This window comes from Dyadobacter jiangsuensis (assembly GCF_003014695.1).
Lineage (GTDB): Bacteria > Bacteroidota > Bacteroidia > Cytophagales > Spirosomataceae > Dyadobacter > Dyadobacter jiangsuensis.
Genome location: NZ_PYAS01000010.1, coordinates 281,353 through 297,105, shown reverse-complemented (window position 1 = coordinate 297,105; position 15,753 = coordinate 281,353). Strand labels below are relative to the sequence as shown.

Genomic DNA, 15,753 nt, shown 5'->3' with positions numbered 1-15,753 from the left:
ATCTTGAAAAACCTGATTCTTTAACATCTTCCTATGACAACTCCTTTTACAGGCAAAATTTTTAACAAATTCGGCAGAATGTCTGCTGTGGCGCTCATGGCAGTTATCGCAGGGCAATCGGCATTTGCTCAATCACCCTTAGCCAAATCGATCGACCAGAAAGCACCAGCGCTGGAAAAGAAGCTGGTAGAATGGCGTCGCCATTTTCACCAGAACCCTGAACTGGGTAACCGCGAATTCAAGACAGCCGAGAAAGTAGCGAACCATTTAAAACAGCTGGGTATCGAAGTGCAAACCGGCGTTGCGCATACGGGCGTCGTAGGCATTCTGAAAGGCGGCAAGCCCGGGCCTGTGGTGGCGCTAAGGGCTGATATGGATGGCTTGCCGGTGGCTGAGCGGGTGGATCTCCCTTTTAAATCGAAAGTAACGACGGAATACAAAGGGCAGAATACCGGCGTGATGCACGCGTGTGGGCACGACACGCATATCGCCATACTCATGGGCGTGGCCGAGGTGCTGGCATCAATGAAGAACGAGCTGCCTGGTACTATTAAGTTCATATTCCAGCCGGCCGAGGAAGGCGCTCCGGAAGGCGAGGAGGGAGGTGCGGAATTGATGGTGAAGGAGGGAGTGCTCGAAAACCCGAAGGTAGATGCAATTTTTGGCCTGCATATCGACTCTCAAATTGAAGTAGGGAAGATTTCTTACCGCCCCGGCGCGACCATGGCAGCCGTGGATTTTTTTAGTATTGATGTAAAAGGAAAACAAACGCATGGCGCTTATCCATGGTCGGGCGTTGATCCGATTGTGACCTCCTCGCAAATCGTGACTGCATTGCAGACGATCGTCAGCCGTAACCTGGACCTCACACACGCACCCGCGGTCGTAACGATCGGGGCAATTCATGGTGGTGTGCGGCAGAATATCATTCCCGAGTCGGTGAAGATGATCGGGACTATCCGGACTTTCGATGAAGGAATGCATTCCTATGTGCATAAGCGTCTCAACGAAATTTCATCCAGCATTGCACAAAGCGCAGGAGCCACAGCAACGGTCGATATCGATGTCATGTACCCTGTGACGCATAACGACGAGGCGCTGACCGCCAGGATGATTGGTACGCTGGAAAATGTAGCCGGAAAGGAGAATGTAAACGTGATTCCGGTCAAAACCGGCGCCGAAGATTTTGCCTTTTACCAGCAGAAAGTCCCCGGTTTCTTTTTCTTCCTGGGAGGTATGCCAAAGGGTAAAAGCGTTGCCGAAGCCGCACCGCATCATACCCCCGATTTCTATGTCGATGAAGGCAGCTTGGTGCTGGGGGTACGCTCGATTGCCCGCCTGGCTACCGATTATCTCGAAAAAGCGAAAACCAAATAGGGGCTTATTCCGGAATGTTCTTCCTGACTTGATCAAACAGCAGGCTCGGGAAGAACCTTTTGAGGTAAATAGCGGCAACCTCCTTGAACCCACCTATGTAGATCTCCTTTTTGTCCTTTTTGACGGCATTGAGGATCTTTTCGGCGCAAACATCCGCCGGAATGCCCTGGGCCTGGTTACTATCCATTTTGCCGAACTTGTCGCCGGACGCATCCAATGCATTCAAAGAGATATTCGTGCGGATGTAGCCGGGGCAAATGGTCGTGACTTTGATATTATGCTGGTAACCCTCGGCGCGCAGCGAGTCGTAGAAGCCCTGCAATGCATGTTTGGCAGCATTATAACCCGAGCGCATAATGGTGCCGATCTTCCCGGCGACACTGCTCATGACAATAAAGTGGCCCGTCTGCCGCGCAATCATATAGGGTAAAACGGCTTTTGTAAGTGCTACCGTACTGAAAAAATTCACATTCATCAGGCTCTGGTAAACTTCCAGGTCGGTGTCGTTGATGTACGAACGCTGGCTGACGCCTGCATTGTGCACCATCACGTCGATCTGTCCGAAACGGGCGATTACCTGTTCGGCGGCTGGCTTAGCCTGCTCAAATTGCGTAACATCCAAAGGTAGTATCAGCACATCTGCTTCGGGCAATCCGGTTTGCTTCTTCACTCTTTCCAACTCTTCACGGCGACGGGCGCTAAGCACCAGTTTGGCGCCTTCTTTGGCAAAAGCCATGGTCAATGCCTCACCGATACCCGACGATGCCCCGGTAATCCAGACAACCTTGTCCTTGAAATTTGTCATGTCTCTAAGCTAAACAGCCGTTGAATTTGATAGAAAGCGGAGCGTTACGGCCTGCTCCGACACCTTGAATGCCGCCTGCATGCCTACACCCATCGCACGGTTGTCGCCTACGTGCCCCACGGGGAAATCGTAGCAGACGGGATAGTCGAACCCAGCCACATGCTCCGCGATAATTTCGTAAGAATCTTTGCCGAACGTGGGACTGTTATTGTCTTTCATATCTGTAAACTGGCCCACGACCAATCCGGCCAGCTTGTCGAGTTTGCCCGACCGTTTCAGTTGGATCATCATTCGGTCGTGATTGTACAGATACTCATTGATATCCTCAATAAAAAGGATCTTGCCATCCGTATTCGTCTCGGTTTCTGACCCGATCATATGCGCGAGCAGGCATAGGTTTCCACCTACCACTTGTGCACTCGCGTGCCCTGCGCGGTTTAATGGGTGAGCGGCTATTTCATATCCTGGTAATGCTCCGAAAAGCATTTGACGCAGCGATTCAGCCGCCACTTCTGCACCGGCACACGTAATCGTTTTGGCCATTGGCGCATGAATGCTGGCGTAGCCCAATTGGAAAGTTCGCGCGAGAAAGGCCGTCAGGTCGCTGAAACCGACGATCCATTTCGGGTTTTCGAGGAATTTATCAAAATTAAGGTTATCCACGATCCGGGAACAGCCGTAGCCGCCGCGGGCAGCGATAATGGCTTTAATGGAGGGATCGTCGAGCATTTGCTGCATATCCGCCAGCCGGTCTTCGTCGGAAGCCGAAAACTGATTAAATGAAGTGCTCAGCGTTTTCCCCTCAACGACTTCGAGGCCCCATTGCTCGGTAAACAACCGGATGCCGGGAACAACGTCTTCATACTTCACAATACTGGCCGGAGCCAAAACCCCGACGCGGTCGCCGGGTTTCAAAAATGCAGGAAATTGGATTGGATTCATTCAGATAAATGAGGCAATGCTGCGGATATTGCTTGTTTTGGGCAGCAAAAATAGCGACTAGTAATGACCTTTCAGCGAAAGGATATAAACCCTTTTGTCAATAATCTCATACACAATACGGTGTTCATGGCTAATCCTCCTGGAATATTTTCCGGCCAGTTCATATTTCAAAAGTTCAGGCTTCCCGGTCCTTCCGTCGGCGTGTTGGAGATAGATTCGATAAGCTGTTCTATTTTCTTAATGATGGACTTGTTGCCGGATTTGTGCCAGAATGATAAGTGTGTGATTGCTTGTTCGGTAAATGCTATTTGGAATTTACCAGATCCCATAGGTTTGTATCGGCTTCGTATTTGACTGTTTTGCCTTCTTTTACCTGCTGTTCGCTCTCTTTGATCATCGCAACAAACTTGGGATCGTAAGGTTGTTCTTCTTTCTCTTCAAATGCTACCTTGAAATCCCGTAAGAGCGCCCTCACAGCTTTCAAAACTTCTTCTTTTTCGGTTTTGATGGTCAACGTAGTCATAGTTTCTCAATGATTTTGAGAATTGAAATTACAAATTTTTCCGGTTGAAAGAAATCAGGAAGGGTCAGACAAAAATCACATCCTGTACCAGCGCACTCCCCATTTCGCGGTTGATGAGTTCGATGATCTTGCCTTTTGCGCGGAAAAGCTCGTTGCGCAGCGGAGCGGACTCGATTTGCAGGAACAGAATGTTGTCTTTGATATACACTTTTTGGGTACGGGTAGCGATGGCCGAACCCATGATCTTGTCCCAATGTGCGACCACATAAGATTGGTCGAAACGGTTACGCAGCTTGTACCTATCGAGCATTTGATCGATAGCCTCCTTCAACGGCGTAATTCCGGGCCGTCGGGACGCTTTTTCCTTGTCAAACCGATAGTACATAATAATAGCCTCGTTCGTGTGAATTACAAAGGTAGCAAGTTCAGGGTTCGGTGGGGTAACCGGGGTTACTTTTTTAAAAGCTGCTCGTAAACCACATCCATGATCGACGTACGGATGTTCATCGTCGAGATCTTGTTGTTCTCCCGCGTAGGGTACACCCGGTTCGATAAAAAGACGTAATTCAGTCCCCAGGCCGGATCGGCCCAGGTCATAATACCCGTGTAGCCTGTATGTCCGAAACTCGACGGACTCGCATACCTTGGCGCATTACCCGTGTATTTAAATGTCGGCTTGTCGAACCCGATACCGCGGCGGCTTCCTTCTTCCGGATACTGGTAACGTGTGAACTCGATCAGAGCATCTTTGCTCAGCAACTGCTGGCCGCCGTAGTAGCCATCCTGCAAATACATCTGCCACACTTTCATCACATCATTAGAAGTTCCGAAGAGCCCGGCATGACCGCTTAGTCCGCCCAGCATCGCCGCCGCCTCGTCGTGCACCTGGCCGTGCAGCTGCGTCATACGGAAGAATGTGTCGCGCTCGGTAGGTACGATATCGTCCAGTTTGTAAAAGCGTTTCGGGTTGAAAGTAAGCGTATTGGCTCCCAGTTTGTGGTAGTAGTGGTTTTTGATATAATCTTCAAAATTCTCTCCGCTCAACCGTTTTACTATTTGAGGATAAAGAATGAATGAAAGGTCGCTGTACACGTAGCCCTCTTTCTCATTCAAAGGAGAGTCGCGGATCGATTTGAAAATCGTTTTATCGTAGTTCTTGAAAATAAACAAGCTATCGCCAACGACCGAAGTAGGATAGCGTTTGGACTGCCTGGTACTGAACGTCTTCTTTTTCCAACTGCCGTCCGCCTTTTGTGCCTCTTTCCACAACACGATAAATGCTTTCAGACGTGCGCTATGCGTGAGCACGCGGCGCCATGGGAGGTCGGCCTTGTTGGAGCCTTCGAAATCGGGAAGATAATCCTTCATCGTGGCATCCAGGTCAAACTTTTTCGCGTCCCAAAGGCTCATCAATGCGAGCGTGGAGGCGGTAATTTTGGTGACCGAAGCCAGGTCATATAAATCCGTCAGTTTTACAGGATGGTTACCTTCGTAAGTATGTTTGCCGTAGGCTTTGCGGAAGAACACCTTGCCATCCTTCGCTAGCTGTACGACGCAGCCGGGTGTCGCTTTTTGCGTCACGGCAGCATTGGCAATGGAATCGATTTTAGAAGTAATCACCTTCGAATCCAGCCCCAATTCTTCCGGAATGGTATATTTCAATCTTCCCAGCGCCGGGGTTTCGATACCCGCATTGTAAGGATACTGCGCATTCACGGTCACCGGCAGCTTGCCCAAGGCTGGAATAGCGCCGAATATTAATTGAGCAGACAAATCCTGTGTGTAAGGTGTAAGCTGGTATGCCATGATCAACGCTTTCGCATCATCGGTTTTAGGCATTTTATTCAAAGCATATGGATTCCCGAAAACGGAAACCACTGCTTTTTTACTAGCGATCAGCTCTTGCAGAACCGCGCTCATGGGTTCGGTAAGACCATAACTCGTACGAGGCGAAATGCTTCCCAAATGCACGCCGACAAGCAACAGATTATAGGCATTCAATTTGGAGCGTACCGCTTCGATTTGTTCAGCCGTTGCTTTGGCGGGGATTTGGAAATGGTCGATGGTCGTGTAAAGTCCCAACGTGTTCTGGAATGTAGTAACCGTATCGGCTCCCACCGAAATGGAAGCGATTTTAAGCGTATCCAGCTCGCGCAGCGGCAGCAGGCTGTTGTCGTTTTTCAGTATTGTGAGGGCTTTTTCAGTAAGCAACCGGTTGGTAAGCTCTGCTGCTTTGGGGTTCAGGTCTTCGTACAGGTTATTGAGGTCAACCGGTTTGTAATGGTTCAGTCCTGCCCATGCTTTCGCTTCCAATACCTTGCGGCAGCGGTAATCGATCTCCGCCTGCGTGATTTTACCTTCGGCAATGCTCTTTTTGATCTCGGCGATGGATTTGTTCACGTCTTCGGTGAATTCCAGCAGGTCCATGCCCGCTTCGAGGCCCATTGCATCTGCCTTGCCATCCGGGAAGTACTTGGTTACGCCCTTCATATTCATGGCGTCAGAGTAAATCAGTCCTTCAAACCCCAGCTCGTCGCGAAGCAGTTTACTGACAATCGGTTTGGAGAGGGTAGAAGGCAGGTTGGGCGTCTTGTCCAGCGCCGGAATGCTCAAATGCGCGATCATCATGCCGCTCAATCCGTTGTCGATCAATGCCCGGAAGGGGTATAGTTCCAGTGAATCGATCCGCTGTGTCGAATGGGAGATCAGCGGCAAGTCGTAATGGGAATCGGTGCCCGTATCTCCGTGGCCGGGGAAGTGTTTCGCGCTGGTGAGCAAGCCATTGTCCTGCATGCCCCGCATGTATGCTACGGCTTTTTCCGCGACTTTGTATTTGTTTTCCCCAAACGATCGGAAGCTGATTACCGGATTGTTTGGGTTGTTATTAACATCCGCCACCGGTGCGAAGTTGATATGCATTCCAAGGCGTCGCGCTTGTTTCGCAAGTTGCGCACCCATTTGGTAAATCAGTTCATTATTGCCCTGAATGGCGCCCAACGTCATTTGATACGGATAACGAACGGTGCTGTCGATCCGCATCGCCAGCCCGAATTCCGCATCCATCGCCACCAGCAACGGGACTTTTGAAATGGATTGATAGTAGTTCGTCAGCCGGGCCTGCGGCATGGGTCCGCCCTGAAAAAACACTACTCCGCCCACTTTATTCTCGCGGATCAGCTTTTCCACCGCCGTCGGATTACTGGTCTTAGGATCGATCAACGCCCGTTTGGTGTCCGACACCGCCGCGACCATAATCAATTGTGCAATGCGCTCATCGGGTGTGAGCGTCGCAAAAACGGAATCGACCCATTGCCGGGACGCGTTAGTTCTGTCTTTCTGCAAAAATCCCGGGGGAGTACTGATCTGGGCTTTTGTACTGGTAAATGCTGTGAGGAAAAGGAGTGCAAATAGGGCTAGGTGGTGTTTGGTCATTGGATTTGGGAATGCTAATTCTTGGTATTAATATTGTTCATTTACTGATTTTAAAACTCTTTCAACAAGGCTAGGTTTGATCCAAAACCCGCATTGGTTTATTAACACATCAATCACTGGCTTAACGGCGGTGATGTAATTCTTCTTCTTTGCTTCTGCCAGTGCACCCAAAGTCCCGATTACAGATAATCCCATCTTCGTAGCGACGGCCCGGCCCTTTATTTCGTCAATCAAAAGTAAATCCGCGGGCAGTTCTGTCGCGAGCACAATTGCTTCTGCCTCGCCCGGATCAAGAAGTTCGGTTAGTTCGTCCAAAAGTGAAGCACTTGAAACTTCTCTGATTTCGATCCAGTCTAATGCAAGCTTATTCCGGAATGCGACATCTAAATCCTGCAATTCCAGATATACTCGGTTCGGTATTACTATTCTCTCATAAAGGTCATGGAGAACATGCAAATGTCCCGATTGCACAAGTCCGCTGATAACGGAAGTGTCACTTACTACGATCACTTGAAAGCTTTCTTAGCGTTTCCAGATCTGCTTCGAAGTCCTCTATATCGTAGTGCCAGGCAATTTTACGTTTTCCAAGTTCCTGCTGGAAGCGAATGCTACCCAGCCCGGTCATGGTGCCACCTTGTCCCACCGTAATTTTACCATCTTCATACAGACGCACGGCCAGCTCGATCCTTAGTTCGTCATCAGTGAGTCCTGTGCTGCTGATAACTTTATCATTGAGTTCCAAAAGCATATCCTTCGTGTTAAGTTCGGCAATGAAGTATAAGTAAATATACACAACCTTTCCCGTTCTCAGGCTAAAACGCCTTCAAAACACCAACCCCAGCAGCAACCCCGCCAGAATGATCAAATAAGAGGGCACTTTCCCGAATGCGACGACAAGCAGCGTCACGATAATGGTTGCAACGGATTGGACGCTGGTCGTCATCGGCTGAAAGAGCGAGATCGCGGCGGCGATGGTGAGGCCGCAGCTGGCGGCGTGGATACCTTCTAGGGAAGCGCGGATGCCGCGGTAGCGTTTCAGCTGGTCCCAGAAAGGGTAAGCAAAAAAGATGAAGAAAGTGCCCGGCAGGAAGATCCCGGCGGTTGCCACAAACCCGCCGACAATCTGCCCAAACCAACCATTGGATTGGAGTGAAACACTTCCGACAAACGTGGCGATGGAGAATACCGGCCCCGGTACAACCTGCGTGAGTGCCATGCCCGCGAGGAACTCCTGTTCGGTGAGGTAGTGCTTGAACTCTACAAATTCGTTGTACAAAATAGGGATCAGCACCTGCCCGCCACCAAAAACGAGACTGCCGTTCCGGTAGAAGTTCTCAAAAAGCCTTACCGGCAATGAATTCGTGATCTTACCGATGATGGCGGCGGTGATCAGCACGGAAATCCAGAAGATAATGGGCCGCCATTTGATGCGTATCTCGCCCTTCTCCATTTTTTCATGCTTCTTGAAATTGAGTGAAGCTGCCACACCCCCGCATACGATCAGCACGGGCGTCATATACGGAGACGGATACATATACGCAAGGATCGTCGAGATGACCAAAAGGGTCCAGCCTTGTGTATTATGGATCACCTTCCGGGCGATGGAAGAGGCGCCGTACATCAGGAACGCGACCGCCATTGGCCCCACAAACCGGGTAAAGTCCAGCGAAATCGCATTCCGTTCCAGGTAATGGATGCCGATTGCCGCAAGCGTCATCAGGATCATCGCCGGCAGCGACCATACGAGCAACGTCAGGTAGGCGAGCGGTTGCCCGCCTATTTTGAGGCCTATTGCCGTAACCGTCTGCGTGGAACTCGGGCCGGGCAGGATCGAGCAAAGCGCCTGTAATTCAAGTAACTCCTCCTCGGTAACGTATCGCCGCTTATGTACCAGCCGCTCGATCATCATCATCAGGTGTACCTGCGGTCCTCCGAATGCCGTGAGCGACAGCAGGAGGATGTCCATCAGGTAAATGATGTAACGAAATCGACGGATGGGTGGGTAAGACAAGCCGCGGTACTTTTATTTTTTCAAACCTAGCTCCCGCAAACGCTCATCGAGAAACTCGCCCGCAGTCATGTCGGTGTACAGCTTCGGTTGCTCGGCAGTAACGCAGCTTTCGAGGCTGGTCAGGTCCATGTCGGCACGCGGGTGCATAAAAAACGGAATGGAATAGCGCGATGTCCCCATTTTCTCCCGTGGCGGATTCACCACGCGGTGAATGGTCGATTTGAGCTTATGGTTCGTCAGGCGGTCGAGCATATCGCCCACATTTACGACGATTTGGTCGGGTAATGCGGTAATAGCGATCCATTCGCCGTCACGCCGCAGCACTTCGAGGCCTTCGGCACTGGCGCCCATTAATAATGTAATGAGGTTGATATCCCCGTGAGCCGCCGCCCTTACGGCGCCTTCCGGCACCAGTTCTGGGTTGGGAATAGGGAAATAATGCAATGCACGGAGCAGGCTGTCGCCGTTTTTAACCTTGTCCTCAAAGTAATCCTCGGGAAGGTCGAGGTAGATGGCAATGGCGCGCAGCAGCGTTTTGCCTGTGTTTTCGAAAGTATGGTAAACTTCGAGCGTATATTTCTTGAAATCGGGAAACTCCTCCGGAAAGATATTCGAGGGCATCTGCCCAACGGGCTCGGGCTGGCCTACATGGTAAAACTCCTTCAAATCGGCGACTTTGAAACCTTTTGCGGTTTCTTTGCCTTTGCCGATATAACCACGTTGTCCGAACAACTCGGGGAACTCGTACTTTTTCTTGACGTCGTCCGGCTGCGAAAAGAATTGCTTTACGTTTTCGTAAAGATCATTGCGCAGTGCATCGCTTAACCCGTGGTTTTTAATGGCTACAAAACCAATGTTGGTAAATGCCGCGCCGAGGTCCTTAACGAACTGCTCCTTCCGCTGGGCATCCCCCGATGTAAAATCGGCCAAATCGAGCGACGGGACTTCATTCAATAGTGCTGGTTCCATGTTGATTGCTTTTTTGATGCAAAGTAAAAAGTATCTGCGCACTTGGCAAGCATGCAGGTCATACCAAATAGCGCGGTATCAAAATAGGAAGAAGAAACAGGAGATATTTGATAACTTTCATAGATACTCATTAAATTTAATCCCCCGTTTGGAAAACCATTTCCAAGAAAGGCTTTGGGGAAAATATGCATTGACCTTTGCGCTATGACACATTCAAACCCGGATCATGATACCTGGCTACGCTTCATTTCCGGCGATTCCGATGCGTTTAGCGACCTTTACGACCAGTACGCCGACGTGCTGTACGCATTTGGCATGCGGTATAGCACCGACCGGGACCTTCTGAAAGATTGTATTCACGATTTGTTCATCGATTTGCACGGCTACCGGAAAAACCTGGCCCGGGATGCCATTGTGAAATTCTACCTCCTCAAATCACTTCGCCGGAAGCTGCATCTGGCGCACCGGAAATCGTCGATGCTGCGATTTGACCGTTGGGATACCGAAGATTCACTGGCGATCAACACATTCAGTTTCAGTATTGAAGAAGAACTGATTCTCAGCGAAAAGGAGCTGGAAACGCTGCAACACCTTGCCGCCGAGATCAACTTGCTTCCCGACCGCCAGCGGGAGATATTGTATCTGCGTTACCACCAGGACCTCGATTATGACGAAATCGCCGCGATCATGCAGATTTCCGTCCCTACCTGCCGCACTTTCGTATACCGGGCTCTCAAACAGCTGCGAGGAAAACTTGAATTTGGAGCTATCTTGTTGATAATGTGTTGTTAAGAAAATATTTTCTGTTTTTTGTTAAAATAATTCCTTTCAGAAGTCTATATCTATCACTAACCGCGCTCTTGTAGTTTAAACAAGCGCGCTTCCATGAAAAGAAAGATTAACAAACAGGAACCGATCCCGGATCCCGAGCATCTGACCGAAGAGGAAAGAGTAGCCGGCGAACGGGCGAAGTTGCTGTTCAAAACCCTCCGTAACGAAACCTTTTCTCCCGATGAAAAGGATGCACTCTGGAACCAGGTAGGTGAAACGATCTCCCAGAGGAAACAAAGATCATTCAATACGTTCTGGATTGCTGCGGCGGCTTCGGTGACGCTGTTGTTGCTGGCCGGCGTGGGCTACCTCGTTTTTTACGAGGATTCGGCACGTGTAATGCAAAATGTAGCTGCAAACTCAAAGGTTTCCGCGGACGAAACTCAGCTCATCCTGGCCGACAAACGATCAGTGAGCCTGCGAAAAGAAAATTCCAGTGTGGTTTACAAAGAGAACGGCGCACTTATTCAGGTTGACTCTTCATCGACAATAGGCCAGCAGGTGGCCGGGGATCAGCAGTTTAATACATTGATTGTGCCCTACGGCAAGCGGTCGGTGCTGACGCTTTCCGACGGGACGCGTATTTGGCTGAACTCCGGCTCAAAGCTGGTTTATCCGTCGCATTTCAATAAAGGCCAGCGCGAGGTGTACCTCGAAGGGCAGGCGTACTTTTCGGTCACTCACGCGGCGGATGCGCCTTTTTACGTGCATACCAAAGACATGGAAGTGAAAGTACTGGGGACAGAGTTTGACGTAAGTGCCTATGACGACGACCCTTACACGGCCACAGTGCTCACCAAGGGCAGCGTAGAGCTTACGACACAGCGGCAGGCATTGTTCGGCTCCAAGAAAACGAAAATCACGCCGGGCACGCGGGCTGTTTTCGACCAGGGGCGGGCTACATTACAGACACAACAGGTAGATGTGCGTGAGTATGTGTCGTGGAAGGATGGCTCCCTATGGCTGAACACCGCGCCCCTGGCCGAGATTTTGAGAAAGGTAGCAAGGTATTACCGGGTAGAAATTGAACTAAAACAACCGAAGCTCGCTGGCGTCACATTTGACGGATCGCTGTATCTGCAAGAAGACGTCCGCGATGTATTGAAAGGGCTCTCGGTAACCACAGGGCTCAATTACAAACAACAACCTAACGAAAGGAGGTACGTATTGGAGGAAAGCACTATCAAACCATAAAAAACGGGAAACGCGGCAACGTTTCCCGAATCTTCACACTTGCCGGCAAGCAAGTGATCCTTAAACCATTGTATTAACAAAAGTCGAATCAAATTTATGAAAAAATTTGATCAGAAAGGGTATTGCCCTTTGGGAGAATTGCACCCATCAAAACTGCTGAGAATCATGAAACTGACAGTTATGCTGTTATGGATCGGGATGATGAGCGTGCATGCAACGGGGTATTCCCAGAAAAGCAGGATGGATGTCAAAATCCGGAACGGAAATCTGGAAACGCTGTTCAGGCAAATTCAGGAACAAACCAGCTATCGAATACTTTACAGGAATGACCTTCTTTCGGAAAAACAGGGCATCAATATTAACCTCAACCTGAAAAACGAAACCGTGCCGGCGATCCTGAACGCTGCGCTCAAAGGAACAGACCTGACGTATAAGGTAATAGGTAAGCAAATCGCGATCTACAAAAAGGAAGAGAACGACGGGGCGGGCCCCGTGCCGGGCATTAAGATGCCGGTAATGCCCGAGACGGTTATCCGGGAAATTACCGGTACCGTCGCCGATGCGAAGGGGAATCCGCTGCCAGGAGCCACGGTAATCGTGAAAGGCACCGACAAAGGTACCTCAGCCGATGTGAACGGGAAGTTTACGGTAGAAGCGGAGGCCGGCGATATCCTGGTGGTCTCTTTTATTGGTTATCTGAAAAAAGAGCAGACCGTGGGAGCTCAAACGACGCTCAGCATCCAGCTGGAAGAGGATTTGAATGGATTGGAAGAGATCGTGATCGTAGGTTACGGCGCGCAGCGCAAAGCGACTATCACGGGTTCTATCGCGACCATTACCACAGAGGATTTGAAGCAAAGCCCGACAGCCAGCATTACCAATGCATTAGCGGGAAGGTTACCCGGATTATTTGCGAACCAGTTCAGCGGTGGCGAACCGGGCGTGGACCGCAGCGATATTTTTATCCGCGGAACCGCTACTTACGGAAACAAAGCGCCGATCGTGATCATCGACGGTCTCGAACGGAGCATGGATTACCTGGCACCTTCGGAGATCGAGACATTTACGATTTTAAAAGACGCTTCGGCCACGGCGCCTTATGGTGTGCGCGGTGCCAACGGGGTAATCCTGATCACCACCCGGCGCGGAAAAGTACAGGATAAGGCTACTGTGAACTTCAAGGCTTCGGTAGGGGTGAATAACCCTGTGAAATTCCCGACCTACCTTGGCTCGGCGGACTATGCGATGCTTTATAACGAAGCAAGAAGAAACGACAACCCGGATGCCGACCCGGCGACACTGAACCTGTTCTCGGATCAGGCCATTGCCGATTTCCGCAAGGCAAAAGGGGATAACTCCGACGGGCTGGGCTATAATTGGAATTATTTCGATTATGCATTCAAGCCGGGTGTGCAGCATGATTACAGTTTATCTATTAGCGGTGGATCGTTGAGGGCCAGGTATTTCGTCCTGGCCAACTACTTCCAGCAGGATGGTAACTACCGCCATACCGATCTGACAGCTAACAATACCCAGGCGGTTTTCAAGCGTTATAACTTCAGGTCGAACATTGATATCGACATCACGGACAATTTTTACGCTAAACTTGACCTCGGGGCCCGCATTACCGACCGCAATGCGCCGGGAACAACTGCCGCCCGGATTGTAGAGCTGGCCAATACCCAGCCTTCGTACCTGCCGATCGTTGTGGAACAGAATGATGATCCCGCAAACAAGGTTTTCCAGGCCAATAACCCGCTCGGAATGCTGTATGGCGACCAGATTTACCGTTTTAACATCCTGGGTGAACTGAGCCGTACCGGTTTTTTGAATGAGAAGAATACCTATCTCAATGGTTCATTCTCGCTGGGCCACAAGCTGAATTTCATCACCAAAGGTCTGGCCATAGAAGGGATGTTCTCCTACGACGCCAACGACGGTGGCTGGATCGACCGCAAGGTGGGCACCTATTCGGAGGGTTATCGCGAATATCCGGGCTATGCGACGTTTGTACCGACTGCCGGAAGCGACATTTACCGTACACCCGGGCATTACACCGGCGCGTACAAATCCGGGAACAAGTACAATATCGATCAGACGATCGGGAATGGGTATAACAACAATAACAATGAAAGCCGTGCCTATTTTCAGGCCAAGCTCGATTACATGCGCAACTTCGGGCTGCATGATGTAACGGGAATGGTACTTTTCAACCGGTCGAAGCGAGTTATCAACAACCAGGTGCCGTTCAGTTACCAGGGCGTGACCGCCCGCGCTACCTACGGGTACGACGACCGCTATTTGCTGGAAGTGAACGCTGCTTATAACGGATCGGAAAACTTTGCGAAGGGCAAGCGCTACGGTTTCTTCCCATCGGTAGCGGCTGGCTGGGTGCTTACCAAAGAGCGTTTCATGACCAATACCCAAAACTGGCTGAACAACCTGAAAATCCGCGGCTCGTTCGGTTTGGTGGGAAGCGACAAGATCCCCGACGACAAGCGCTTCATTTACCTGCAATATTTCGGACGGCGCGATGGCGATTACAATTTTGGTACGGATAACTTCGGATCGGGTGCCGGCGGTTTCCTGTCGGAAGGTGACCTGGCGAATCCGAACCTGACCTGGGAAAAAGCGCGCAAAACCAATATCGGTATCGACGCGACATTCCTGAAACGTCTCACATTGACCCTCGATCTGTTCCGCGAGCACCGCTACGACATTATCACCAACATGGGTGGCGGTAACAAGCTGGGCTTCCCCGATATCGTCGGCAAAGACGCGCCGTTCCTGAACTCGGGTATTGTGAATAACAAAGGTTTCGATTTCGAGATCGGTTGGACGGGCAGTATTGGCAAAGACTTTACCTATTTTGTTCGTCCGAATATGACTTTTGCCCGTAACAAGATCATTTTCATGAATGAGATTCCTTATGCCTCACCCGGCAGGGCTAACACTGGCAAGCGCATCGACGAGCATTTTGACTACCTTTTCGACCGTTTCGTGGCGAACCAGGAAGAGGCCAATCAGCTGAATGCGATGAACAACGGCAGCGGGTTCCAGTCGTTCGGTACATTGCGGCCGGGGGATGTGGTGTACAAGGATTTGAACAACGATGGCAAAATCGACGATCTGGGCGACCGCACAGCCGTAGGCAACCCGCGTAACCCGGAGCTGATGTTCGGCTTGCCGGTGGGAGGGCGCTTCAAGAATTTCGATTTCAGCGCATTGTTCCAGGGAGCGTCGCGGGCATCCGTGCAACTTTCCGGCGCGGCGGTTTACGACTTCCCGCTTTTTGCCCAGGATAAATATGGTAAGGTGAAACCGATGCACCTCAAACGCTGGACACCAGAGACCGCCGCTACCGCTACCTACCCGGCGCTGCATTTCGGCGATCACAGCAACAACAAGAATAATAGCAGCAGCCTGTTTTTGTATAATTCGAAATACATCCGTTTGAAAACAGTGGAGGTAGGCTACAATCTGCCGAAAACGGCGATCAAAAAGATCGGTATCGACAACTTCCGCATTTACGTGCAGGGCATGAACCTGCTCACCTGGGACGGGCTCAAAGATGTGGATATGGACCCCGAGACCCGCGAGGGTTCAGGCGACTGGTACCCGATCCAGAAGGTGGTGAATTTTGGCGTCGACATTTCATTCTGATTTAAC

Annotated in this window: 14 protein-coding genes; 4 read left to right on the top strand and 10 right to left on the bottom strand. The window is 50.5% G+C overall.

The features are described from left to right. Positions 1 to 96: 96 nt before the first annotated feature. Entirely contained in the window at positions 97 to 1,377 is a 1,281-nt protein-coding gene (locus tag CLV60_RS21405; protein WP_229211076.1) for an amidohydrolase, read from the top strand. Between the two features lie 4 nt (positions 1,378 to 1,381). Here the strand turns inward: CLV60_RS21405 and CLV60_RS21400 are convergent, their stop codons facing one another. The 10 genes from CLV60_RS21400 to CLV60_RS21355 all read right to left on the bottom strand — a co-directional run bounded on the left by CLV60_RS21400 (position 1,382) and on the right by CLV60_RS21355 (position 10,059). Further along, entirely contained in the window at positions 1,382 to 2,182 is an 801-nt protein-coding gene (locus CLV60_RS21400; RefSeq protein WP_106597409.1) for an SDR family oxidoreductase, read from the bottom strand. 9 nt (positions 2,183 to 2,191) lie between these two features. Beyond that, complete coding sequence (locus CLV60_RS21395) at positions 2,192 to 3,124, bottom strand: S66 peptidase family protein (RefSeq protein ID WP_106597408.1); 933 nt, start codon at positions 3,122 to 3,124, stop codon at positions 2,192 to 2,194. Positions 3,125 to 3,181: 57 nt separating this feature from the next. Beyond that, positions 3,182 to 3,340 (bottom strand): Txe/YoeB family addiction module toxin, encoded by a 159-nt coding sequence (locus CLV60_RS34930; RefSeq protein ID WP_211302265.1) that lies wholly within the window; start codon positions 3,338 to 3,340, stop codon positions 3,182 to 3,184. An 88-nt stretch (positions 3,341 to 3,428) separates the two neighbouring features. Beyond that, complete coding sequence (locus tag CLV60_RS21385) at positions 3,429 to 3,647, bottom strand: DUF2683 family protein (RefSeq protein ID WP_106597407.1); 219 nt, start codon at positions 3,645 to 3,647, stop codon at positions 3,429 to 3,431. 64 nt (positions 3,648 to 3,711) lie between these two features. Continuing rightward, positions 3,712 to 4,032 (bottom strand): DciA family protein, encoded by a 321-nt coding sequence (locus tag CLV60_RS21380; RefSeq protein ID WP_106597406.1) that lies wholly within the window; start codon positions 4,030 to 4,032, stop codon positions 3,712 to 3,714. A 65-nt stretch (positions 4,033 to 4,097) separates the two neighbouring features. Then, positions 4,098 to 7,079 carry a serine hydrolase domain-containing protein gene (locus CLV60_RS21375; RefSeq protein ID WP_106597405.1) on the bottom strand — a complete coding sequence of 994 codons (2,982 nt, stop codon included), beginning with the start codon at positions 7,077 to 7,079 and terminating at the stop codon, positions 4,098 to 4,100. 27 nt (positions 7,080 to 7,106) lie between these two features. Beyond that, positions 7,107 to 7,550 carry a PIN domain-containing protein gene (locus CLV60_RS21370; RefSeq protein ID WP_510185974.1) on the bottom strand — a complete coding sequence of 148 codons (444 nt, stop codon included), beginning with the start codon at positions 7,548 to 7,550 and terminating at the stop codon, positions 7,107 to 7,109. A 22-nt stretch (positions 7,551 to 7,572) separates the two neighbouring features. Next, entirely contained in the window at positions 7,573 to 7,827 is a 255-nt protein-coding gene (locus tag CLV60_RS21365; RefSeq protein ID WP_106597403.1) for a UPF0175 family protein, read from the bottom strand. Positions 7,828 to 7,902: 75 nt separating this feature from the next. Next, positions 7,903 to 9,045 (bottom strand): chromate efflux transporter, encoded by a 1,143-nt coding sequence (gene chrA, locus CLV60_RS21360; RefSeq protein WP_106597459.1) that lies wholly within the window; start codon positions 9,043 to 9,045, stop codon positions 7,903 to 7,905. A 57-nt stretch (positions 9,046 to 9,102) separates the two neighbouring features. Further along, positions 9,103 to 10,059, bottom strand: a complete 957-nt coding sequence (locus tag CLV60_RS21355) for an isopenicillin N synthase family dioxygenase (protein ID WP_106597402.1) — start codon at positions 10,057 to 10,059, stop codon at positions 9,103 to 9,105. A gap of 204 nt (positions 10,060 to 10,263) precedes the next feature. Between CLV60_RS21355 and CLV60_RS21345 the strand changes: the two genes are divergently transcribed. The 3 genes from CLV60_RS21345 (at position 10,264) to CLV60_RS21335 (ending at position 15,747) form a co-directional block, all read left to right on the top strand. Beyond that, complete coding sequence (locus CLV60_RS21345; protein ID WP_106597400.1) at positions 10,264 to 10,851, top strand: RNA polymerase sigma factor; 588 nt, start codon at positions 10,264 to 10,266, stop codon at positions 10,849 to 10,851. Positions 10,852 to 10,944: 93 nt separating this feature from the next. Beyond that, entirely contained in the window at positions 10,945 to 12,084 is a 1,140-nt protein-coding gene (locus CLV60_RS21340) for a FecR family protein (RefSeq protein ID WP_106597399.1), read from the top strand. 165 nt (positions 12,085 to 12,249) lie between these two features. Continuing rightward, positions 12,250 to 15,747: a TonB-dependent receptor gene (locus tag CLV60_RS21335; RefSeq protein ID WP_229211075.1), complete on the top strand. Its 3,498-nt coding sequence runs from the start codon at positions 12,250 to 12,252 to the stop codon at positions 15,745 to 15,747. The last annotated feature ends 6 nt before the right edge of the window (positions 15,748 to 15,753 follow it).

What these genes read in the sequence shown, in the direction of transcription:
- CLV60_RS21340 (WP_106597399.1), top strand. Translation starts at nt 10,945, where the DNA reads ATGAAAAGAAAGATTAACAAACAGGAACCGATCCCGGATCCCGAGCAT.
- CLV60_RS21400 (WP_106597409.1), bottom strand. Translation starts at nt 2,182, where the DNA reads ATGACAAATTTCAAGGACAAGGTTGTCTGGATTACCGGGGCATCGTCG.
- CLV60_RS21405 (WP_229211076.1), top strand. Translation starts at nt 97, where the DNA reads ATGGCAGTTATCGCAGGGCAATCGGCATTTGCTCAATCACCCTTAGCC.
- CLV60_RS21395 (WP_106597408.1), bottom strand. Translation starts at nt 3,124, where the DNA reads ATGAATCCAATCCAATTTCCTGCATTTTTGAAACCCGGCGACCGCGTC.
- CLV60_RS21345 (WP_106597400.1), top strand. Translation starts at nt 10,264, where the DNA reads ATGACACATTCAAACCCGGATCATGATACCTGGCTACGCTTCATTTCC.
- CLV60_RS21365 (WP_106597403.1), bottom strand. Translation starts at nt 7,827, where the DNA reads ATGCTTTTGGAACTCAATGATAAAGTTATCAGCAGCACAGGACTCACT.
- chrA (WP_106597459.1), bottom strand. Translation starts at nt 9,045, where the DNA reads ATGGACATCCTCCTGCTGTCGCTCACGGCATTCGGAGGACCGCAGGTA.
- CLV60_RS21375 (WP_106597405.1), bottom strand. Translation starts at nt 7,079, where the DNA reads ATGACCAAACACCACCTAGCCCTATTTGCACTCCTTTTCCTCACAGCA.
- CLV60_RS21385 (WP_106597407.1), bottom strand. Translation starts at nt 3,647, where the DNA reads ATGACTACGTTGACCATCAAAACCGAAAAAGAAGAAGTTTTGAAAGCT.
- CLV60_RS21380 (WP_106597406.1), bottom strand. Translation starts at nt 4,032, where the DNA reads ATGTACTATCGGTTTGACAAGGAAAAAGCGTCCCGACGGCCCGGAATT.
- CLV60_RS21355 (WP_106597402.1), bottom strand. Translation starts at nt 10,059, where the DNA reads ATGGAACCAGCACTATTGAATGAAGTCCCGTCGCTCGATTTGGCCGAT.
- CLV60_RS21335 (WP_229211075.1), top strand. Translation starts at nt 12,250, where the DNA reads ATGAAACTGACAGTTATGCTGTTATGGATCGGGATGATGAGCGTGCAT.